Raw genomic sequence first — 20875 nt, forward strand, 5'->3', positions numbered from 1 at the left:
GTCACCACCGCTGCGGGTTGCGCGGCGGCCGACGGCGCCGGTACGGCGCGGTTGCGGGCCGCACGTCGACGACGAAGACCGCGGCGGCGACCGCGGCAATGATCGCCAGGAAGTTCAGGGGGCTGATGACGCCCGGGAACGGCAGCGCGAGAAAGCCGACGGCCGTCGCGATGCTCACGATCGCGAGCCATGCGGTCCGGGTGAGCTTGCCCGCGTTGGTGAAGGCCGCTGCCGGCGTGCGGAGCGCGACGACGAGCGCGAACACCTCGATCGCGAAGGCCGCGACTGCGAGGATGAGGACGACGAGGAACTGGAGCTCGTAGATCACCGGGTAGCCGATCGTGCTGGGGTCAGGGGATGCGCTGGACCGCGAGCGGCGCAGCGGCTGCGAGGTCCTTGATGGCGGGATGCTCGCTCGAGGCGAGCGTCGGGAACACGGGACCGCGCGCCACGATCTTGCCATCCGCGAGGAAGATCGCCTCATCCGTCATGCGTGCGACGAGCTCGAGGTCGTGCGAGACGAGCACAACAGCGGTGCCCAGATCCTGTGAGATCTCGGCGATGTTCGCGGCGATGTCACCGCGCATGGCCGGGTCCATGGCGGTGAGGGGCTCGTCGAGAAGCAGGATGTCGGGGCGGCCCGCGATGGCGCGCGCGAGAATGACGCGCTGGCGTTCACCGCCCGAGAGCGTGTAGCCCTGACGCTGCGCGATCGTGCGGGGGAGAGCGACGACGTCGAGCAGCTCCTCGACCGTGCGGTTGACCGTGCGGCCAGCCTTGCGTGCGTCCTTGAGGCCTTCGCCCACGAGCTTCTCGACCGTGCGCGCACGCTCAGGTTCCGTGAGGTCGCCCTGGAGGACGCGGCGCACCGATGACGTGAAGAGCTTCTTGTCACGCCCGACGCGGTGCACCGAACGGCCACGCCACGTGACCGAGCCGCGACCCGGCTTCACCACACCCTGCATCGCCCGCAGCAGCGTCGTCTTGCCCGCACCCGACTCACCCACGATGCCCAGCGGCGCGTCACCCGGCGTCACCGTGAGACTCACGCCCTGCAAGACGAACGAACGCTCGTACCCCGCATAGAGATCAGTGACGACGAGGGCAGGGGCGGCGGGCATGAGAATCCGTTCGTTGCGCGGTGCGGGGGCCTGTCTCACGGTAACGGGTGGGGTGGGCGGAGGGTTCCCTCGGGGCGACGACGAGGCCCGCCCCGCCGGATCGCGGCGGGACGGGCCTCGGATGGTCAGTGCGCCGGCTGTTCGCCGGCGGTGGTGCGGGGAGGGATCACTCGCCGCCGAGGACGAGCCACGTGTCGTGTCCGCCCATCGCCTTGTCGACGTAGGCGCCGACGCGCGCCCGCGCCTCGGCGCGGGTCTCGACGGACGTGCAGCCGTCCCCGAGGTTGACGTTCGACGTCCACACGACCGCGGGGGTGTCGAGTGTTCCGCACGCGTCACCGAAGTCCTCGAAGACGACGGCCACGTACTTGCCGGTGTCGCGACCGACCTCCGTGGCGAGTGCTGTGGCGGCGTCGCGTGCCGCGCTCGGGGCGTCTGCCGACGGGACGACGATCGTCTCAGTCGTGCGGCGCGCAATGTCGGTGCTCACCGCAGCGGGAAGAGCCTGGCGGGCGTTGACGCGCACGAGAGTGCCGTCCGGAAGCGTGTAGGCGTAGTCGCCCTCAGCGGCCTGCAGGTTCGCTGCCTGGGCGGCGGTGAGAGTTGCGCCGACGTGCGGCGTGGAGCTGGTGCCGTCGCTGACCTCGGCGTCGGCAGCGCACGCGGAGAGCGTGAGTGCGGCGACGGCGGCGAGGGTGACAGGGGCGAGACGGAGGCGGCGGGAGGCAGAGGGGGTGTTGGTGTAGAGCACGTTCTCCATGATCTCAGACGGACAGCCGAGACATCCCATGAATAAGCGTGGCGTTCCTAACGTGACGAGCCTGAATCGGGTCACGCCTGTGGCGAACACGGGCATCAAGGGGCCCTGCCCCTGGTTAGAGTCGAAGCGGTCAGACCTGTGCGCCGAACCCGGCGCGGGTGTACGCCGCTCGTGAGGAGCAGCTGATGTTTGAGAGATTTACCGACCGGGCCCGCCGGGTGGTCGTCCTCGCCCAGGAAGAGGCGCGGATGCTCAACCACAACTACATCGGGACCGAGCACATTCTGCTCGGCCTCATCCACGAGGGTGAAGGAGTCGCAGCGAAGGCGCTCGAATCCCTCAACATCTCACTGGACGCAGTGCGCTCCCAGGTCACCGAGATCATCGGTGAGGGGCAGCAGGCGCCGAGCGGCCACATCCCGTTTACGCCGCGCGCCAAGAAGGTGCTTGAGCTCTCGCTGCGCGAGGCGCTCCAGCTCGGCCACAACTACATCGGCACCGAGCACATCCTGCTCGGTCTGATCCGCGAGGGCGAAGGCGTCGCCGCCCAGGTCCTCACGAAGCTTGGCGCCGACCTCAACCGGGTCCGCCAGCAGGTCATCCAGCTCCTCTCGGGCTACCAGGGCAAGGAGCCCGTCGCGTCGGGCGCGCCCGCCGAGGCCACGCCCGCGGGCTCGGCCGTGCTCGACCAGTTCGGCCGCAACCTCACGCAGGCGGCCCGCGAAGGCAAGCTCGACCCTGTCATCGGCCGCTCGAAGGAGATCGAGCGCGTCATGCAGGTCCTCTCGCGCCGCACCAAGAACAACCCTGTCCTCATCGGCGAGCCCGGCGTCGGCAAGACCGCCGTCGTCGAAGGCCTCTCACAGGACATCGTGCGTGGTGACGTCCCTGAGACGCTCAAGGACAAGCAGCTGTACACGCTCGACCTCGGTGCTCTCGTCGCAGGCTCGCGCTACCGCGGTGACTTCGAAGAGCGCCTCAAGAAGGTCCTCAAGGAGATCCGCACCCGCGGCGACATCATCCTCTTCATCGACGAGATCCACACGCTCGTCGGTGCGGGTGCCGCTGAAGGGGCGATCGACGCCGCGTCGATCCTCAAGCCGATGCTCGCCCGCGGCGAGCTCCAGACGATCGGTGCGACGACGCTCGACGAGTACCGCAAGCACATCGAGAAGGACGCCGCGCTCGAGCGCCGCTTCCAGCCGATCCAGGTCGCCGAGCCGACGCTCAATCACGCGATCGAGATCCTCAAGGGCCTGCGCGACCGCTACGAGGCACACCACCGCGTCTCCATCACGGACTCCGCGCTCGTTGCGGCCGCAACCCTCGCAGACCGTTACGTCAACGACCGGTTCCTGCCCGACAAGGCGATCGACCTCGTCGACGAAGCAGGCGCACGCCTGCGTATCCGTCGCATGACGGCCCCGCCGGAGCTGCGCGAGCTGGACGAAGAGATCGCCCAGGCGCGCCGCGACAAGGAGTCCGCGATCGACGAGCAGGACTTCGAGAAGGCTGCCGCACTGCGCGACACCGAGAAGCAGCTTCAGGCTCGTCGCGGCGAGCGCGAGAAGCAGTGGAAGTCGGGTGACCTCGACACGGTCGCTGAGGTTGATGAAGATCTCATCGCCGAAGTCCTCGCACAGGCCACGGGCATCCCCGTGTTCAAGCTCACCGAGACCGAGTCGGCTCGCCTGCTCAACATGGAAGACGAGCTGCACAAGCGCGTCGTCGGCCAGGAGACCGCGATCAAGGCGATCTCGCAGGCGATCCGTCGCACGCGCGCCGGGCTCAAGGACCCCAAGCGCCCCGGCGGCTCGTTCATCTTCGCCGGGCCCACGGGCGTCGGCAAGACCGAGCTCGCCAAGGCGCTCGCCGAGTTCCTCTTCGGTGACGAAGACGCTCTCATCCAGCTCGACATGTCGGAGTTCAGCGAGAAGCACACGGTCTCGCGTCTCTTCGGCTCGCCCCCCGGGTACGTCGGCTACGACGAGGGTGGCCAGCTCACGGAGAAGGTGCGGCGTCGTCCGTTCTCCGTCGTCCTCTTCGACGAGGTCGAGAAGGCGCACGCGGACATCTTCAACTCGCTCCTGCAGATCCTTGAAGACGGGCGCCTCACCGACTCTCAGGGCCGCGTCGTCGACTTCAAGAACACGATCATCATCATGACGACGAACCTCGGCACGCGAGACATCGCCAAGGGCGTCCTCACCGGATTCTCGGCAACAGGTGCGCTCTCGACCGACTACGAGCGCATGAAGGGGAAGGTCAACGACGAGCTCAAGACGCACTTCCGTCCCGAGTTCCTCAACCGCGTCGACGACATCGTCGTCTTCCCGCAGCTCTCGCAGGACGAGATCGTCAAGATCGTCGACCTCATGATCGCTCGCCTCGACAAGCGCATGCACACCAAGGCCATGTCGATCGAGCTGACCGACGCAGCCAAGAAGCTCCTCGCTGAGCGCGGCTACGACCCGGTGCTCGGAGCACGCCCGTTGCGTCGCGCCATCCAGCGCGACATCGAAGACGTCCTCTCCGAGAAGATCCTCTTCGGCGACGTGCACGCAGGGCAGACGATCCTCGTCGACGCCGTCGGCGAAGGACCGCTCGGGGAATTCACGTTCACCGGGACAGAGCGCGCCCAGCTCCCCGAGCCCGCACCCGTGGAAGAGATCGAGCCGCTCACCTCGCGCGCCACGACGCTTCCCTCAAGCAGCGGCGGCGACGGCGGCATGCGCCAGGCAGGCGCCTGACGACCCCGCTGCACAGCGCACAACGGCTGCGGCCTCCCACCCTTCGGGGCGGGAGGCCGCAGCCGTTGTGCGCAGAGGGACAGCCGTCCGTTGTGAGCAGAGGGACGACGGTCCGGTGTGGGCAGAGGGACGGCGGATCAGCGCGCGTCGGCCGTCGCAAGTGCCTCGTCAAGAATCGCGAGGAACTGCGCGCGGCGATCACGACGCACGCAGTGACCCGCGCCCTCAAGCACGAGCACCTCGCCGCGGCCCTCGATCGTCACCTCGGCGCGCTCAGCCATCTCGGCCGGAACGACTGATCCGTGCTCGGGCGTCCCGAGGACAACCGTCGTCGTGAACTCACCCATGGGGGCCAGCTGCGCAAGCTCGGCCACACGGTCGCCGTCGCCCCAGCCCTGCGCCAGGTCGATGACGCGGGGGTCGACCTGCAGCTTCGACTCGGCCCACGGCGCGACCTCGTCGGCCGGCCAGTCCGGGTTCTCGGTGAGGCACTGCCGGACAAGCTGCGCGTAGGAGCTGCCGCGCAGGCTGCGCACCCACGCCCCCACACCGTCCTGCGAGTCCGGATTGATGTCCCATGCAGGATCTTCGAGGACAAGCCCGCGCAGGAGCGCTGGCGCGCGCACAGCAAGGTCTTGCGCGACGAGCCCTCCGAGGGAGTGGCCCACGACGAGCGCGGGACGCTGCGCGACCTGGCGCACGACGATCGCGAGGTCGTCGGCTGCGGCCTTGATCGTGAACAGCGCGTCGGGCAGGGGCGACTCCCCGTGACCGCGCAGATCGGTCACGATGGTGAGGCGGTCAGCCGAGAGATGTTCGACGACACCGGGCCAGCACGCAGCGGAGTCCGAAAGGCCGTGAAGCAGGACAACGGGTGTGAGGGGGGACGTCGGAGGGCCATAGGCCGCCCACGTCACGTGCCCGAGGTGCCCCGAGCCGGCCTCGACGACGCCGTAGTTAAGTGCTGCCACCTGTGCCTCTGCATGTCTGGGGGCCCGTCAGCGGGCCCCGCCCAGCCTATCGGCTCAGAGCGCCCACGTCCGCCGCGCATCCCGGCAGCCGCGGCCGGGTGCCGGGCCCGGCGAACTCGGGACCCGGACCCGGCCGACGCGCGGTCAGTCCTGAACTGCGCCCTGGCGCCGGTGGGCGCGGCCGCGGATCGTCAGCAGGATGCCGCCGAGTGCGGCAGCGGCGAGTGAGCCGAGCAGCACGGCCGCCTTGGCTGCATCCGCGGACGGGGAGCCCGCGGGGAAGGAGAGCTCGGCGATGAGCAGCGCGACGGTGAAGCCGATTCCTCCGACGCAGGCGACCGCGATGACGTCACCCCAGCGCATCGACTCGTCGAGCCTGGCCTTCGTCAGGGTGACGAGCAGCCAGGTGGCGACGACGATGCCGAGCGGCTTGCCGATGACGAGCCCGAGGAAGACGCCCTGCGCGGCAGGGGTCGATGCTGCGGCCGAGATGGCGGCCGGGTCGAGTGCGACGCCCGCGGCGAACAGCGCGAACACGGGGACGGCGACGCCCGCCGAGATGGGACGCCACACGTGCTCGTAGCGCTCGGCGAGCGAGGTCGACTCGGAGGCGCGGGCGAGCGCAGGAACCGTGAAGCCGAGCAGGACGCCCGCGATCGTCGCGTGCACGCCCGAGGCGTGCATGAGGCCCCAGGCGAGGATGCCGACGGGCAGGAGGATCCACCAGGGCGCGCCGCCACGGCGTCGCACGATAACGGCAAAGATCGCGATGACCCCGAGCGCAGCCGCCAGCATGAGCATGTCGAGGCCGTCCGAGTAGAACAGCGCGATGACGATGATGCCGAGGAGATCGTCGACGACGGCGAGCGTCAGCAGGAACACGCGCAGGGCCGTCGGCAGGCCGCGCCCGCAGATCGTGAGGACCGCGACGGCGAACGCGATGTCGGTTGCGGCGGGGATGGCCCAGCCGTGAGCCTCGCCGCCAGCCTGGAGGTTCGTGAGCGTGTAGACGAGAGCCGGCACAGCCATGCCGCCCACGGCGGCGAGGATCGGAACGATCGCGGTCGCCGGCTTGCGCAGCTGACCGTCGACGATCTCGCGCTTGAGCTCGACGCCGACGACGAAGAAGAAGATCGCAAGCAGCCCGTCGGTCGCCCACTGGGCGAGCGAGAGATCGAGGTGGAGCGAGGCTGGCCCGAGTCGGACGTCGGACAGCGTCGCGTAGGCGTCCTTCCACGGCGAGTTCGCCCAGAGGAGCGCGATGACGGCGCCGATGAGCAGGAGGATCGCGCCCGTGTTCTCGGCGCGCAGGGTGTCGGCGAGGTTGCGCCGGCTGCCGAGGACGGGCTCGGCGAGCACGTTGTTGCGGTTGTCTGACATGGTTCCTCGATTGGTTGGGGTGCTGCCGAAACGCTAACGCGGGGTCGTGTCTGGACGCGACGGGGAAGTCGGGGTATCGCGCGCAGGTGCGCGCACTATCCAACTCGCGGCGCCGCTGTGAGCAAGGTCACATATCAGCGGACGAGGGTCGCGCGGGTGTGGAGGAGGAGGTCGAGAGCGGCCTGGGCGAGGGCGATGCGCCCCGCGAGGTCGGTTCCCGGCGCCGCAGCGATCTTCATGCCCACGTGCTCGAGCGGGCCTGCGACGGCGAGCACGGACGCAACGGCCGCAGCGTCGAGCAGCGAGTCCGCGCTCGATGCGAGCGCGTGAGCGTCGCCCGACGGCGCGATGTGCGCGTCACCCCACGGCGCGCCCCACGGCGTGGCGGCATCGGTTGCGCCTGAGAACATCACGCCGCGCAGGAGCCCCGACGCTCGGGCCGCCTCCGCATGAGCGACGGGCGTGGCCGCGGAGCGCCCTTCGATTGCGGACCGGCCCCAGTTGAGCATGAGCCCGAGCGCGGGGTGGCCGTGGTCGAGCAGCGCCGTGATCTCGTCCTCGAGCGTCCAGAAGCCCTTCGCAGGCTCCTGACCGGCGACGAGAGCGTCGCAGTGTTCGATGACGACGTCGGCGCCCGTGAGGTCCCACGAGGTGATCTCGTCGAGCGACCAGCGCATGGCGTCGGACGTTCCCACGGTTCCACGCGCGGATGCGTCGGACGGTGCGGGAGCGGTGTGAATCTCGATCGTGCGGATGCGTGCGCGTCCTGAACGGTCGGCGAGGTCGCGTGCCAGGTCGCGTACCTCGGCGATGTCGGCTAGGGCTGCCGCGCGCCCGGCGGGGTTGCTCGACGCGAGCCCGTACGAGCCGTCGGCGGCGAGCTTCTTCATGGTCCGGGGGATGCAGGTGACGACGAGATCGAGGTGCGCGGGGGTGTCGCGCAGAATCGAGGTGGCGTCGCATGCCGGGTCGTCGGGCATGGCGAGTGGATGCTCGAGCGCGTCGATCGGCAGGTCGGCGAGCGCTGCGTAGAACTCCGCGCGGTCGGCGTCGGTGCTGGGTGCGAGCGCGTAGGCGCCGAGGACGTGCTGCGGGCGTGGGGTGCGGGGGGTCATCGTCGTCCCGTTCTCTCATCATCGAGGTCGTGTGCGGAACTCAGTTCCGCGACACGGAACATCATGGCATGGGGCCACCGTACCCACGCAAGGGGTTGAGTGAGAGCGGGACTTCGGTCCCGCGCTAGATCACGGGCTGATTACAGGCGCGTGGCAAGTCGCCTCCAATCGGACTTGGCGCCCTGTGAGTTCGCCGTCATGGGTTGACGACGGCGCATCCGTGTGCCGTACTAGTTCCGTACCCCGGAACTTAGTTCCATATCGCAACGGCGCATGGCAGCCGTTCGGATCACCAGGATGCGGCCCAGCCGCACCCGGGCCGGCACCCCGGCGCTCAGAGAAGAGCGCACCGGCACGAACCGATCACGGCGCCACCAAGGAGAATCATGAAGCGGAACATCGTTGTTTCGATGGTCGCGATCGGCGCACTCGCGCTCGGCCTCACCGCCTGCAGCTCTGACGGCGACAGCGCTGGTGGAGCCAAGACCTTCAAGGTCGCGTTCAACCAGAACGACACCCACCCGCAGTACAAGGCGATCAGCGAGCTCGGCGAGCGCCTCAAGGAGCGTACGGACGGCCGCTACGCCCTCGAGGTCTTCCCGAACGAGACGCTCGGCAGCCAGAAGGACACCCTCGAGCTCGTCCAGGCCGGCTCCGTCGACTTCGCGATGGTCGCAGGCTCGCTGCTCGAGAACTTCAACCCGGACTTCGTCGTCTTCAACCTGCCCTTCACCTTCGACTCGAAGGACCACCAGCGCACGACGGTCAACGACCCCGCAATCTCGGGCGAGATCTTCGACACCCTCAAGTCGAGCAACCTCGAGGTTGTTGCCGGCTTCCACGGCGGCATCCGCAGCGTCTACAACTCCGAGAAGCCGATCAACGTGCCCGCCGACCTCAAGGGCATGAAGATCCGTGTCATCGAGTCCGACACGAACCTCCGCATGATGGAGCTCATGGGCGGCTCGGGAACCCCGATGGGCCAGGGCGACGTCTACACCGCGATCCAGTCCGGCGTCCTCACCGGGGCCGAGAACAACGAGTCGATCTACGCGAACCTCAAGCACGCCGAGATCGCGAAGTACTACTCCTACACCCGCCACCTCATGTTCCCCGACTTCCTCGTGACGAACCCCAAGATTCTTGAGGGCATGAGCGAGGCCGACCGTGCCATCTTCAAGGAAGAGGTCGCTACGGCCCTCACCGACGAAGCCAAGTACTGGGACGACGAGGTCACCCGCTCGATCGACATCGCGACCAAGGCAGGCGCTGTGTTCAACGAGGTGGACGCCGAGGCATTCCGCACCGCGCTCGCCCCGCTCATCACGGAGAAGCTCAGCAACGACACCGTCAAGGGCGTCTACGAGAAGATCCGCGCCGCGGCCAAGTGACCCCTGAAGGCGGACCCGAAGGAACTCCATCATGAACAAGCTCAAGACAGGCTTGGACAAGACGCTCGCGTGGTTCTGCGTCGTCCTGTTCGCAGTCCTCGTCCTCGACGTGGCCTGGCAGGTGTTCACCCGTGTCGTGCTCGACGACCCCTCCGGGTGGTCTGAAGAGCTCGCGAAGTACCTCTTCATCTGGCTCGGGCTCTTCGGGTCCGCCTTCGTCTTCGGGGAGCGTGGGCACATCTTCGTCGACTTCGCCGTCGCGAAGTTCCCCGATGCAGTCAAGCACTGGATCGGCGTCCTCATGCAGGTTGCGATCCTCGCGTTCGCGTCGCTCGTCCTCGTCTACGGCGGCTACAAGATCTCCGTCCTTGCCTGGGACCAGAACCTCACAGGTCTGCCTGTCAACGTCGGATGGCTCTACACGGCGCTCCCGATCTCGGGCGTGCTCATCGTTTTCTACACCGTCTATCACCTGGTCGCGATCCTGCGGCATGCCGAGTCCGGCATTGCTTCAGACGCCGAGCCGGACGTCCTGTAAGGAGGGCACGATGCTTGACACCGCAGCTCTTGCAGGCCTGATCCTCGTCGTCGGCCTCGTCGTCCTGCTCCTGGCAGGCGCGCCCATCTCCGTCGCTGTCGGCCTCTCGTCGGCCTTCGCGATGGTCTCCGCTCTCGGCTTCGAAAACGGCATGCTCACCTCGGCCCAGCAGATGTTCCGAGGCATCAACAACTTCTCGCTCCTCGCGATCCCGTTCTTCGTCCTCGCGGGCGTCATCATGAACAACGGCGGGATAGCGCTCAAGCTCATCAACGCGGCCAAGGTGCTCGTCGGCCGCATGCCCGGGTCGCTCGCCCAGACCAACGTCGCTGCCAACGCGCTCTTCGGAGCCGTCTCCGGCTCCGCGGTCGCCGCAGTCGCGGCAGTCGGTTCGACGATGTCGCCCCTGCAGGCCAAGGAAGGCTACGACCGGAACTTCGCCGCAGCGACAAACATCGCCTCGGCACCCTCCGGAATGCTCATCCCGCCGTCGAACCTCATGATCGTGTACTCGCTCGTCTCGAGCACGTCGATCGCCGCGATGTTCGTCGCCGGGTACATCCCCGGAATCCTGTGGGCCCTGGCGTGCATGGTCATCGTGTACATCTACGCCCGCAAGCGCCCCGAGCTCAAGCTCACCGAGCGCGTGGCCTGGGGCACGCGCGCCAAGATCATCGTCGACGCGATCCCGTCGCTCCTGCTCATCGTCGTCGTCATCGGCGGAATCCTCGGCGGCATCTTCACGCCGACCGAAGCGTCCTGCATCGCGGTCCTCTACGCGCTCGTGCTCTCGTTCATCTACCGGTCGATCAAGATCAAGGACCTCTTCCCGATCTTCCTCGACTCGGCACGGACGACGGCGATCGTCATGTTCCTCATCGGCGTCAGCTCGGTCATGGGCTGGGTCATGAGCTTCGCGAAGATCCCGCAGCTCGTCGCAGAGGCGATGTTCAGCGTGAGCGAGAACCCCGTGATCCTCGTTCTGCTCATCCTCGTCCTGCTGCTCGTCATCGGGTGCTTCATGGACCCGACGCCCGCCGTGCTCATCTTCGTGCCGATCTTCATGCCGATCGTCACAAGCTTCGGGATGGACCCGATCCACTTCGGTCTCATCATGTGCTTCGCACTGAGCCTCGGAACGATCACACCACCGGTGGGACCCGTGCTCTTCGTCGGAGCCAAGGTCGCCAACCTGCGCATCGAAGACGTCATCAAACAACTGGTCCCGTACTTCCTCGCGCTCGTCGTCGTCCTCCTGCTTGTTGCCTTCATCCCGCAGCTCTCGCTGTGGCTCCCCACGCTCCTCGGTCTCGCCTGACGTACCGCGGTGCACCCTCCGTCACGCCCCGCACGGGGCGTGACGGAGGACCCCGGGCCTCGGAGGCCCGACTCCTCTCACGAGAAAAAGGACACTCATGGAACAGCGGTACGCCACGAGCCCCGAGCACATCCCCGGCATGGACACCGACGAGCTTCGCTCCCGGTACCTCGTCGAGGACCTCTTCCGCGACGACGAGGTCGGCTCCGTCTACACCCACCACGACCGCGTCGTGCTCCTCGGCATCAGCCCCGTCACCCGGGCCATCGACCTGCCGACGTATGACGAGATCCGGTCCGACTACTTCCTCGAGCACCGCGAGGCCGGCATCGTCAACGTCGGTGGCACCGGCACGATCACGGCCGACGGCGAGACGTACACGCTCGTCAAGGGCGCGTGCCTCTACCTCGGACGCGGCGTCAAGGACGTCACGTTCGCCTCGAGCGACGCCACTGGCGAGCACGGCGCCGCAGCGTTCTACGTCGTCTCGGCACCCGCCCACACGGCCTACCCGACGACGCTCGTCGAGCCCGGCCAGGGCACCGTGCGCGAGCTCGGTGACCAGGTGACGTCCAACCGGCGCACGCTCAACCAGTACATCCACGAGAACGGCGTCAAGTCCTGCCAGGTCGTCATGGGTGTCACGCAGCTGCACCCGGGATCCATGTGGAACACGATGCCCGCGCACACGCACGACCGTCGCATGGAGGCCTACCTCTACTTCGACGTCCCCGCCGACGCCCGCGTCATCCACCTCATGGGCCGACCCGACGAGACGCGTCACCTCGTCGTCGGTGACCGGCAAGCGACGATTTCCCCGAGCTGGTCCGTCCACTCCGGGGTCGGAACCGCCGCGTACTCGTTCGTCTGGGCCATGGCCGGAGAGAATCAGTCGTTCGATGACATGGACGGGTTCCCTGTCACCGAGATGCGCTGACCTTCAACGACGTAGGAGACGACACCCATGACCGAGACACTCGACACCGCTGTGGCGCCCATGGCGGCGTCCGCCGCGAGCGCGAGCGCAAGCGAGAAGACGCTGCTCGTCCTCGAGGCCGCACTGTCGCACTCACGGTTCACGGACGTCGTCGAGGCGACCGGGCTGGCGAAGGCCACCGTCCACCGGATCCTCGCGACCCTCCAGGCGCGCGAGTTCATCCTGGTCGACGGTGACGGCCGCTTCCAGCCCGGTCCCAAGATCCTCTCGCTCGCCGGCCGCGCGCTCGAGAACCTCGATATCTCTGCGATCGCGCGGGGACACATCGAGCGACTCGTCGCCGAGGCGCACTGCACGGTGCACCTGGGAGTTGCGGCCGGTGACGAGGTCGTCTACCTCATGCGCCAAGACTCAGACAAGCCGTACCGCATGCCCTCGCGCGTCGGCCACTCGATCCCCATGCACTCCTCGGGCATCGGGAAGGTCATTCTCAGCGGACACTCCGACGACGAGCTCGCACGGTTCGTCACACGCGCGGGCCTCGAACGTCGCACCGCCCGCACCATCACGACGCTTGACGGTCTGCGCACCGAGATCGCGGACGTGCGCGCCAAGGGCTACGCCCGTGACCGCGAAGAGAACGTCCCCGGCGTCTCGTGCGTTGCCGCACCCGTGCGCGACCACACCGGAACCATCCGGTACGGACTGTCCATCTCCACCCTCGCTCTTGAACACACCGACGCCCAGATCGAGGCGATGGCACCCCTCGCCATCGCCACCGCGGACAAGATCTCCGCGGCGCTGGGCTACCAGCCGCGCTAGGTCCTCGGACCACGCGCAACCGATAGGAAGAAGCCCCCGCCATGAGCACCACCCCCGCACTCGCCGCCCACCTTGCCGCACGCTTCTCGCTTGACGGCCTCACCGCGGTCGTCACCGGCGCCAACCGCGGCATCGGCCTCGGCATCGCGACTGCTCTTGCACAGGCTGGCGCCGACATCATCGGCGTCTCGGTGGAGATGCCCGACGGTGAGTCCGACGCCCGCACTGCCGTCGAGGCAGCAGGCCGGACGTTCACGCCGATCGAGGCGGACCTCGGTGACCGTGAGGCGCTCACCGCGCTTGCCGCCGACCTGCGCGCACGCGGGGTCGACATCCTCGTCAACAACGCGGGGATCATCCGTCGGACGCCCGCTGCTGAGCACTCCGACGCCGACTTCGACGCGGTCATGGACATCAACCTCCGCGCGACGTGGGTGCTGTGCCGTGAGGTGGGCGCGTCGATGCTCGAGCGCGGCTCGGGCCGCATCGTCAACATCGCGTCGATGCTCTCGTTCCAGGGCGGGATCAACGTGCCCGGCTACACGTCCGCCAAGTCGGCCGTCGCCGGCCTCACCAAGGCGCTCGCCAACGAGTGGGCGGGCCGCGGCGTCAACGTCAACGCTGTTGCTCCTGGCTACGTCGCCACCGACAACACCGCTCAGCTGCGCGCCGACGCGGACCGCTCGGCCTCGATCCTCGACCGCATCCCCGCGGGCCGCTGGGCGACGCCCGAGGACATCGCGGGTGCGATCCACTTCCTGTGCTCCGACGCCGCCTCCTACGTCCACGGGGCGATCGTGCCTGTGGACGGCGGCTGGCTCGCACGCTGATCGGACGGCGACCCACCATGCGCATCGTCACCACGGAGTGCGACCACGACACCTTCGACGTCGAGCAGGCTGTCGCGGACGCGTCGGGCGCTGAGCTCGTCGTCGCCCAGGCGTTCGACGACGACACGCTCGTCGCCAACTGCATCGACGCCGACGCGGTCCTCGTGCAGTACGCACAGCTGACCGCCGACGTCATGGATCGGCTCCCGCGCCTGCGGGCGATCGGCCGCTACGGCGTCGGAGTCGACTCTGTCGACGTCGCCGCGGCGACCGAGCGCGGCATCGCCGTGTGCAACGTGCCGGACTACGGGACCGAAGCGGTCTCCGACCACGCGATCGCGATGGCGCTCTCTGTCGCCCGCGGCATTCCGCGCCTCGACCGTGGTGTCCGCGCGGGGTCCTTCGACCTCGTCGCGGTGCGCCCGCTCTACCAGACACGCGAGCGTGTCTTCGGCGTCCTGGGCCTCGGCCGCATCGGCACCGCGACTGCACGCAAGGCAGCAGGCCTGGGGTATGAGGTCATCGGCTACGACTCGGCGGTGCCCGCGGGCGCGACGGAGCACCACGGCGTGCGCGTCGTGAGTCTCGACGAGCTGTTGCGTCGTTCGCAGGTGCTCTCTGTGCACACGCCGCTCACGGACGAGACCCGCGGTCTGGTCGGCGCCGCCGAGATCGCGACCATGCGCTCGGACGCGATCATCGTCAACACCGCTCGCGGCGGAATCGTCGACAACGACGCGCTCGTTGCGGCACTGCGCGAAGGCCGCCTCGCGGGGGCGGGCATCGACTGCCACACGACCGAGCCGATCCCCGCTGAGGATGAGCTCACGACGTTCGACAACGTCGTGCTCACCCCTCACCTCGCGTGGTACTCCGAGGAGTCCTACGAAGAGCTCAAACGGCGCACGATCGCGAACGTCGCCGACGTCATCGCAGGGCGCATGCCGCGCGACATTCTCAACCCCGAGGTTCTGGGGGCGCCGGGCCGCAACCAGGCGTTCGTCCCCGGTGAAGGAGCAACACGATGAGCACGATGAGGGCCGCCGTGTGGACGGCAACCGACACGGCCGAGGTCCGCGACATCCCGCTGCCCGACGTCCCCGAGGGCTGGGCGCTCGTGAAGATGGCCTACAACGGCATCTGCGGAACCGATCTCGCGATCTACCACGGCAAGCACCCGCGCGCGCAGCACGGTCTCGTGCCCGGGCACGAGATGTCAGGCTGGATCGTCACGCCCGGCACGTCGGGCCTCGCCGAGGGCACGCTCGTCGTCGTCGAACCCCTCATCTCGTGCGGGGAGTGTCGCGCGTGCCGCACGGGCGCCGCACACGTGTGCAACCGCCTCGGCCTCTACGGAATCGACACCCCGGGCGGCATGGCCGAGTACGTCGCGCTGCCCCCACACACTCTCCACGCCGTCCCTGACGGCGTCGACGCGCGCCTCGCCGCGCTCGTCGAGCCGCTCGCGGTCGCCGTCCACGCGATCGCGCTGTCCGGCATGGAGCAGGGCGACACGGTCGCGGTGTTCGGCGCAGGCCCGATCGGCCTCCTCACGGCGCTCGTCGCACGCGCCGAGGGCGCGGGCCGCGTCGTCATCACCGAGCCGTCGCCGTGGCGACGGTCCGTCGCCGAATCCTTCGGGTTCGACGTCGTGCCCGAGGGCTCGACGATGACGCAGACGCTTGCCGAGCTCACGGGCGGCGAGGGCGCGGACACGACGTTCGACTCGGCCGCGCACCCGTCGGTTGCTGCCGAGCTCACGGACGCGACGCGCGTCCTCGGACGCATCGTCGTCGTCGGTGTGTACAAGGAGCCGACGCCGCTCAACCTGCGCGACGTGTGCTTCAAGGAGCAGTCAGTCGTGGGTGTGCGCGTCTACACGACGCCCGACGTCACGCGGGCGATCGAGCTGCTCGCGTCGGGCGTCCTCGGCCTCGAGAAGTTCCCGACGGCCGCGTACGACCTCGCGGACGTCTCGGCGGCGTTCGACGCCGCGACCTCGGGCGCCGATGCGCTCAAGGTGCTCGTCACGCCTCTCACGGACGGAGCCGACCGATGACCAGCCTCTTCTCGCTCGCGGACCGCACGGCGGTCGTCACCGGCGGCGGCCGCGGCCTGGGCCTCGGCATCTCGAAGGCACTGCTCGACGCGGGCGCTGACGTCGTCGTCCTCTCGCGCGGCGGCGTGCCGGACGAGCTCACGGCCCACGCCGCGTCACTCGGCAGGGCTGTTCACCACTACGCGGTCGACCTTGGCGACATGGACGCGATCGAGGCCGTCGCGGCGGCCGTCCTCGCCGACCACACGGTTGACATTCTCGTCAACAACGCGGGCACGCAGGACCGCTACCCGGCGGTCGACTTCCCGATCGACGCGTTCGACGCCGTGCTCGACGTCAACATGCGCGCCGTCTTCCGCCTGTGCCAGCTCTTTGGCCGGCCGATGCTCGAGCGCGGCTACGGCAAGATCGTCAACGCCGCCTCGTTGCTCACGTTCCAGGGTGGGCTCAATGTCGTCGCGTATGCGGCGTCGAAGGGCGCCGTCGGGCAGATCACCAAGGCCCTGTGCAACGAGTGGTCGGGCAAGGGCGTCAACGTCAACGCGGTCGCGCCGGGGTACATGGCCACCGACATGAACGAGGCGCTCCTCGCGGACCCGGTGCGGCTCGAGCAGCTGTCGGTGCGCATCCCGGCGGGTCGCTGGGGCACGCCCGAGGACATGGGCGGCGCGGTGGTCTTCCTCGCCTCGCGCGCGTCGGACTACGTCCACGGTCAGACCCTCGCGGTCGACGGCGGCTGGCTGGCGCGTTAGCCCCGTCCGCGAAACGGGGGCGCCCGGGACGCGGGGCGCCGTTGGTCCCATGCGTGGCGGCGTCCTGGGTGGTGGTGTGGAGGGGTGGACCTCACGACACTCACGCGCCGGACGAACTCCGGCCTGCTCGATGACCGCATCGCTCTCGCTGCCGCCCCCGACCTCGACGCGCGGATCTACGCGGAGCTCGCCCACGACCGCTCGACGCTCGTGCGCCACGTGCTCGCCGAGAACGACGCCGTCCCGCGCGACGTCCTCGTCGAGCTCGTTGCCGGCGACCCCGACCTCGCGGATGTCGTCGCGCTGCGCCGCGAGGCGCCCGCAGCGCTCAAGGAGCCGCTGCCCGTCACCGAGCTGAGCCCCGAGGCGATCGACGTCTACAGCGCCGATCGCGGCGCGGACCCCGCGACGCGCGTCCGCCTCCAGGAGGCGCGCTCGACGTACGCGTCGGAGACGCTGGGAGAGGCATACCGGCGGCTCACCTCGCGCTGAGCGTCGCTCGTCCGCGCCCCGGCTGCTAGTGTCGGCGCCCTCGCTCGGGACCAGAAGCTGAGGACGCCATGACGACGCTCGAACCGCGCACCGGCCCGCGACTCCGCGGCTGGCGCGAGCATGCCCTCGATCTGCTGCAGCACTTCGCGTCGCTCGTCGTCGCGTTCACGGTGGTCTACCTGGCGATCTCGGGAGGGGCGATCCTCGGTTCGGGATCGGCCGACGACGTGCTGGGAATCCTGCGGATGCTCCTCGTCCTGTCCGGCGTGACGCTCGTGGGGCACGGACTCGTCACGTGGGTGCGCAAGCGCGTGTCGATCGTCGTCTCGGCCGTCGTCACGTGGCTCGCCTACGTTGCCGCGATGTCGCTGCTCATGGTGGGAGCAGAGGGTGACGCGTTCCTAGCGAACGTGATGTTGTCGATGCTTGTGGCTGTGCCGATCGTTGCTTTGCAAATTGTTCTGCGTGCGTTCGTCCCTGTGTTCCAGACCCGGGCTGGGGGCGAGAGGGTTCGGCCGATCATGAGCTCGTCTAGCGGCTGACGGAACGACAACCCCTACGGAAGCTCCCGTTCCGTTTCGAGAAGATGGGCCTGCGTGAGGGTTCGCGCTTCGTCCTGCCCGCCGGCCAAGACGGCGTCAAGGATCCGCTCGTGCCACGCGTGCGCCCGAGCGTCGGCATCCGGCACCGCCCGGCCGCGCCACCTGCGGTGACGCGTCGTGCGCCCCGCGAGCGCGTCGAGCAGGGCCGCGAGGACGGGGTTGCCGGACCAGCGCGCGAGTGCACCGTGGAAGGCCATGTCGGCGTCGAGGAACGCCTCGTGGTCGCCGTCGGCCAGGGCCTTGGCAGCCCGCGTGAGCGCCGCGTGCGCGGCTGCGGTGGCGTCGTCGTCTGACCTGCGCGCGGCCGCCGCGGCGGCCTCGCCCTCGAGGAGGCGCCGCACCGCGTGCGTGTCGCGCGCGTGCCCCGCGCCCTGGAGCTCGACGAGCAGCCCGACGGGACCGAGCAGCCGCGCGGGCGCGAGGCTCGACACGTACGTGCCGTCGCCCTGGCGGACGTCGAGCACCCCGAGGACGGCGAGGGCGCGTACGCCCTCGCGCAGCGACCCGCGGGAGACCTCGAGCCGCTCGGCGAGCTCGGCCTCGATGGGCAGGCGGTCGCCCGCCGCGAGCTCGCCGTCGAGGATCATGCGCGTGATCGAGTCGACGACGCGATCGGTGCGTGAGAGTCGTTCCTCCACGACGCGCCTCAGCCGAGGGTCGCGGCGACGGACGCGGCCGCGGTGCCCGCGGCGACGGCCGCGCGCGCCGCGTCTGCGTGGCGCTCGCGCCAGTAGGCGCCGTCCGGGTAGCTGTAGTCGGCGACCGACGCGGCGTGCATTTCGGTCGAGTAGCCGGGCTGCGACGGCAGGCGGTAGCGCGCGTTCTCGACGAGGACGGGGTCGGTGAAGTGCTCGTGCAGGTGGTCGACGAACTCGGTGACGCGCCCCTCCATGGAGCCGGAGATCGCGACGTAGTCGAGCATCGAGGCGTGCTGGACCATCTCGCACAGGCCGACGCCCCCCGCGTGCGGGCACACGGGCTTGCCGAACTTCGCGGCGAGGAGCATGACGGCGACGATCTCGTTCATCGACGCGAGGCGGCCCGCGTCGAGCTGGACGAAGTCGATCGCGTCGGCTTGGAAGAACTGCTTGAACATCACGCGGTTGTGGCAGTGCTCGCCCGTCGCGACACCGACGGGGCTGACGCCCTTCTTGATGGCCGCGTGGCCAAGGATGTCGTCGGGGCTCGTGGGCTCCTCGATCCACAGGAGGTCGAACTCCTGCATGGCGTTCACCCAGTCGATCGACTGCTCGACGTCCCACACCTGGTTGGCGTCGATCATGAGGTGGCGGTCGGGGCCGAGGATCTCGCGGGCGATGCGGGCGCGACGGATGTCGTGCTCGAGGTCGAGGCCGCACTTGAGCTTGACGTGCTGGTAGCCGGCGTCGACGGCCTCCTGCGCGAGGCGCGCCATCTTCTCGTCGGAGTAGCCGAGCCAGCCCGCCGACGTCGTGTAGCAGGGGTAGCCGACGTCCTCGAGGTGGGCGATGCGCTCGGCCTTGCCTGCCTCCTGCGCGCGGAGGAGCTCGATGGCTTCCTTGCGCGTGAGGGCGTCGGAGAGGTAGCGGAGGTCCGCGACGTCGACGAGTTGCTCGGGGGTCATCTCGGCGAGCAGGCGCCACACGGGCTTGCCTGCGAGGCGGCCGGCGAGGTCCCAGGCGGCGTTCATCACCGCGGACAGGGACAGGTGGACGACGCCCTTCTCGGGGCCGAGCCAGCGCAGCTGGGCGTCGGACGTGAGGAAGCGGTAGGTGCCGCCCATGTCGGCGACCATGGCGTCGACGTCGCGGCCGACGAGGTGTGCGGCCTGCTGGCGTGCAGCGGACGTGACGATGTCGTTGCCGCGTCCCGTGGTGAACGTGAGCCCGTAGCCCGCGAGCGGGTTGCCCGACGCGTCGACCCCGTCGGTGCGCAGGACGACGTAGGCGGCGGAGTAGTCGCCGTCCTTGTTCATGGCGTCCGAGCCGTCTGCGGTGAGGGAGGTGGGGAAGCGGACGTCGTGGACCTCGACGCCGGTGATGCGAGCCATGGGGTGTCCTTCGTCGGTGAAGTGGGCTGCCGCCATCGTAGCAATCATCTGATGATTGCTCGTGGAGGCTCCGCGGATGTGCCGGTAGAGGGGAGGTGGGGGCCGAAAGATCGGATCTCTCAGGGTGTGTGTGCATGGCTGTCGGCCCTCCGGGCCGGGCCCGCGTATTGTGGCGCCGACGACTGCGTCCATTGCGCCACGCCGACGCACCATCCGCGCCCGCCCCAGGAGAGTCCGTGCCCGATGCCCCCGCGGCCACCCCGCCGGTCGAGGCGATCGACCGCGCGCTCATCCTCCTCGAGACCCTCGCGAGCGCAGGCCCTGGCGGATTGTCGCTCGCGGATCTCGCCGCCAGCACGGGCCTCAACAAGACGACGGCCCACCGTGCGCTCGCCGCGCTGCGTCACCGCGGCTTCGCCGACCAAGATCCCGCGTCGGGCACGTACGCGCTCGGCGCCGCAGCCGTCGCTCTCGGTGACGCCTTCCTCCGCGAGGACAACCTCCCCGGCCTCCTGCACCCCGCGTTGCTCGCGCTCTCACGCGCGGCAGGCGAACTCGTTCACCTCGGCGTCCTCGTCGGCACGAGCATCGTCTACCTCGACAAGGTCGAGCCCGAACGTTCGGTCAGGGTCGTCTCTGCCATCGGTCGCCGCAACCCCGCGGTGACCACCGCGCTCGGGCGCGCGCTCCTCGCGTCCCGCGGGGTTGACCGCAGCGCGCTCGGCGCCTACCTCGTCGGGCATGAGAGCATTGCGGACCGCGCCTGGTCCGAGGTGCGCGCAGCCCGCACGCGCGGGTACGCGATCGAGGATCGCGAGAACGAGCCCGACATCGCGTGCGTGGCCGTGGCTCTCGTCCGCGGGGGAGCGCCCGTCGCGGCCGTGAGCGTCACCGCCCCGGCAGCGCGCATGAGCCCAGAGCGGGCGGCCGAGCTCTTCGGCGAGATGACGAACGTGCTTCCGCCGCTGCTACCTGCGGGGATCGCGCTCGCGCGCTGACTCGCCCGGC

General features: G+C 69.1%; 21 protein-coding genes. 13 read left to right on the top strand and 8 right to left on the bottom strand.

What is annotated here, in order from left to right; genetic code table 11:
• Window position 1: 1 nt before the first annotated feature.
• The 3 genes from ACTVCO_RS01935 to ACTVCO_RS01945 all read right to left on the bottom strand — a co-directional run bounded on the left by ACTVCO_RS01935 (window position 2) and on the right by ACTVCO_RS01945 (window position 1881).
• Window positions 2-328: a DUF2516 family protein gene (locus ACTVCO_RS01935; protein WP_443726698.1), complete on the bottom strand. Its 327-nt coding sequence runs from the start codon at window positions 326-328 to the stop codon at window positions 2-4.
• Window positions 329-350: 22 nt separating this feature from the next.
• Window positions 351-1121 (bottom strand): ABC transporter ATP-binding protein, encoded by a 771-nt coding sequence (locus tag ACTVCO_RS01940; RefSeq protein ID WP_443726699.1) that lies wholly within the window; start codon window positions 1119-1121, stop codon window positions 351-353.
• 166 nt (window positions 1122-1287) lie between these two features.
• Window positions 1288-1881, bottom strand: coding sequence for a hypothetical protein (locus tag ACTVCO_RS01945; protein WP_443726700.1), 594 nt, complete (start codon window positions 1879-1881; stop codon window positions 1288-1290).
• Between the two features lie 185 nt (window positions 1882-2066).
• On the opposite strand from ACTVCO_RS01945, the gene ACTVCO_RS01950 reads away from it, so the two are divergent.
• A complete protein-coding gene (locus ACTVCO_RS01950; protein WP_443726701.1) occupies window positions 2067-4631 on the top strand; it encodes an ATP-dependent Clp protease ATP-binding subunit in 2565 nt (854 codons plus the stop codon).
• A 137-nt stretch (window positions 4632-4768) separates the two neighbouring features.
• Here the strand turns inward: ACTVCO_RS01950 and ACTVCO_RS01955 are convergent, their stop codons facing one another.
• The 3 genes from ACTVCO_RS01955 to ACTVCO_RS01965 all read right to left on the bottom strand — a co-directional run bounded on the left by ACTVCO_RS01955 (window position 4769) and on the right by ACTVCO_RS01965 (window position 8097).
• A complete protein-coding gene (locus ACTVCO_RS01955; protein ID WP_443726702.1) occupies window positions 4769-5602 on the bottom strand; it encodes an alpha/beta fold hydrolase in 834 nt (277 codons plus the stop codon).
• Window positions 5603-5746: 144 nt separating this feature from the next.
• The gene (gene nhaA, locus ACTVCO_RS01960) at window positions 5747-6982 is read right to left on the bottom strand and encodes a Na+/H+ antiporter NhaA (protein WP_443726703.1); all 1236 of its coding nucleotides are present in this window, start codon (window positions 6980-6982) and stop codon (window positions 5747-5749) included.
• 134 nt (window positions 6983-7116) lie between these two features.
• Window positions 7117-8097, bottom strand: a complete 981-nt coding sequence (locus tag ACTVCO_RS01965) for a DUF4862 family protein (protein ID WP_443726704.1) — start codon at window positions 8095-8097, stop codon at window positions 7117-7119.
• A 386-nt stretch (window positions 8098-8483) separates the two neighbouring features.
• Between ACTVCO_RS01965 and ACTVCO_RS01970 the strand changes: the two genes are divergently transcribed.
• The 11 genes from ACTVCO_RS01970 to ACTVCO_RS02020 all read left to right on the top strand — a co-directional run bounded on the left by ACTVCO_RS01970 (window position 8484) and on the right by ACTVCO_RS02020 (window position 17778).
• Window positions 8484-9488, top strand: coding sequence for a TRAP transporter substrate-binding protein (locus tag ACTVCO_RS01970; protein WP_443726705.1), 1005 nt, complete (start codon window positions 8484-8486; stop codon window positions 9486-9488).
• 31 nt (window positions 9489-9519) lie between these two features.
• The gene (locus tag ACTVCO_RS01975) at window positions 9520-10026 is read left to right on the top strand and encodes a TRAP transporter small permease (protein WP_443726706.1); all 507 of its coding nucleotides are present in this window, start codon (window positions 9520-9522) and stop codon (window positions 10024-10026) included.
• Window positions 10027-10036: 10 nt separating this feature from the next.
• On the top strand, window positions 10037-11344 hold the full coding sequence (locus tag ACTVCO_RS01980; RefSeq protein WP_443726707.1) for a TRAP transporter large permease: 1308 nt from the start codon (window positions 10037-10039) through the stop codon (window positions 11342-11344).
• A 97-nt stretch (window positions 11345-11441) separates the two neighbouring features.
• Window positions 11442-12281 carry a 5-dehydro-4-deoxy-D-glucuronate isomerase gene (gene kduI, locus ACTVCO_RS01985; protein WP_443726708.1) on the top strand — a complete coding sequence of 280 codons (840 nt, stop codon included), beginning with the start codon at window positions 11442-11444 and terminating at the stop codon, window positions 12279-12281.
• A 27-nt stretch (window positions 12282-12308) separates the two neighbouring features.
• Window positions 12309-13103, top strand: a complete 795-nt coding sequence (locus ACTVCO_RS01990; protein ID WP_443726709.1) for an IclR family transcriptional regulator — start codon at window positions 12309-12311, stop codon at window positions 13101-13103.
• A gap of 41 nt (window positions 13104-13144) precedes the next feature.
• Window positions 13145-13933, top strand: coding sequence for an SDR family oxidoreductase (locus ACTVCO_RS01995; protein WP_443726710.1), 789 nt, complete (start codon window positions 13145-13147; stop codon window positions 13931-13933).
• Window positions 13934-13950: 17 nt separating this feature from the next.
• Window positions 13951-14961 (top strand): C-terminal binding protein, encoded by a 1011-nt coding sequence (locus ACTVCO_RS02000; protein ID WP_443726711.1) that lies wholly within the window; start codon window positions 13951-13953, stop codon window positions 14959-14961.
• On the top strand, window positions 14958-15992 hold the full coding sequence (locus ACTVCO_RS02005; RefSeq protein WP_443726712.1) for a zinc-dependent alcohol dehydrogenase: 1035 nt from the start codon (window positions 14958-14960) through the stop codon (window positions 15990-15992). The genes ACTVCO_RS02000 and ACTVCO_RS02005 overlap by 4 nt, the downstream gene beginning before the upstream one ends.
• Window positions 15989-16744 (top strand): SDR family oxidoreductase, encoded by a 756-nt coding sequence (locus tag ACTVCO_RS02010; RefSeq protein WP_443726713.1) that lies wholly within the window; start codon window positions 15989-15991, stop codon window positions 16742-16744. Before ACTVCO_RS02005 ends, ACTVCO_RS02010 begins: the two co-directional genes overlap by 4 nt.
• An 84-nt stretch (window positions 16745-16828) precedes the next feature.
• A complete protein-coding gene (locus tag ACTVCO_RS02015) occupies window positions 16829-17236 on the top strand; it encodes a hypothetical protein (protein WP_443726714.1) in 408 nt (135 codons plus the stop codon).
• 68 nt (window positions 17237-17304) lie between these two features.
• Entirely contained in the window at window positions 17305-17778 is a 474-nt protein-coding gene (locus ACTVCO_RS02020; RefSeq protein WP_443726715.1) for a hypothetical protein, read from the top strand.
• Between the two features lie 14 nt (window positions 17779-17792).
• Here ACTVCO_RS02020 and ACTVCO_RS02025 read toward each other — a convergent pair whose 3' ends face one another.
• A complete protein-coding gene (locus ACTVCO_RS02025; protein WP_443726716.1) occupies window positions 17793-18476 on the bottom strand; it encodes a FadR/GntR family transcriptional regulator in 684 nt (227 codons plus the stop codon).
• Between the two features lie 8 nt (window positions 18477-18484).
• The gene (locus ACTVCO_RS02030; protein WP_443726717.1) at window positions 18485-19867 is read right to left on the bottom strand and encodes an enolase C-terminal domain-like protein; all 1383 of its coding nucleotides are present in this window, start codon (window positions 19865-19867) and stop codon (window positions 18485-18487) included.
• A 236-nt stretch (window positions 19868-20103) separates the two neighbouring features.
• Between ACTVCO_RS02030 and ACTVCO_RS02035 the strand changes: the two genes are divergently transcribed.
• Complete coding sequence (locus tag ACTVCO_RS02035; protein WP_443726718.1) at window positions 20104-20865, top strand: IclR family transcriptional regulator; 762 nt, start codon at window positions 20104-20106, stop codon at window positions 20863-20865.
• The last annotated feature ends 10 nt before the right edge of the window (window positions 20866-20875 follow it).

The organism is Sanguibacter sp. A247 (assembly GCF_052324925.1).
In the GTDB taxonomy this organism is placed as follows: domain Bacteria; phylum Actinomycetota; class Actinomycetes; order Actinomycetales; family Cellulomonadaceae; genus Flavimobilis.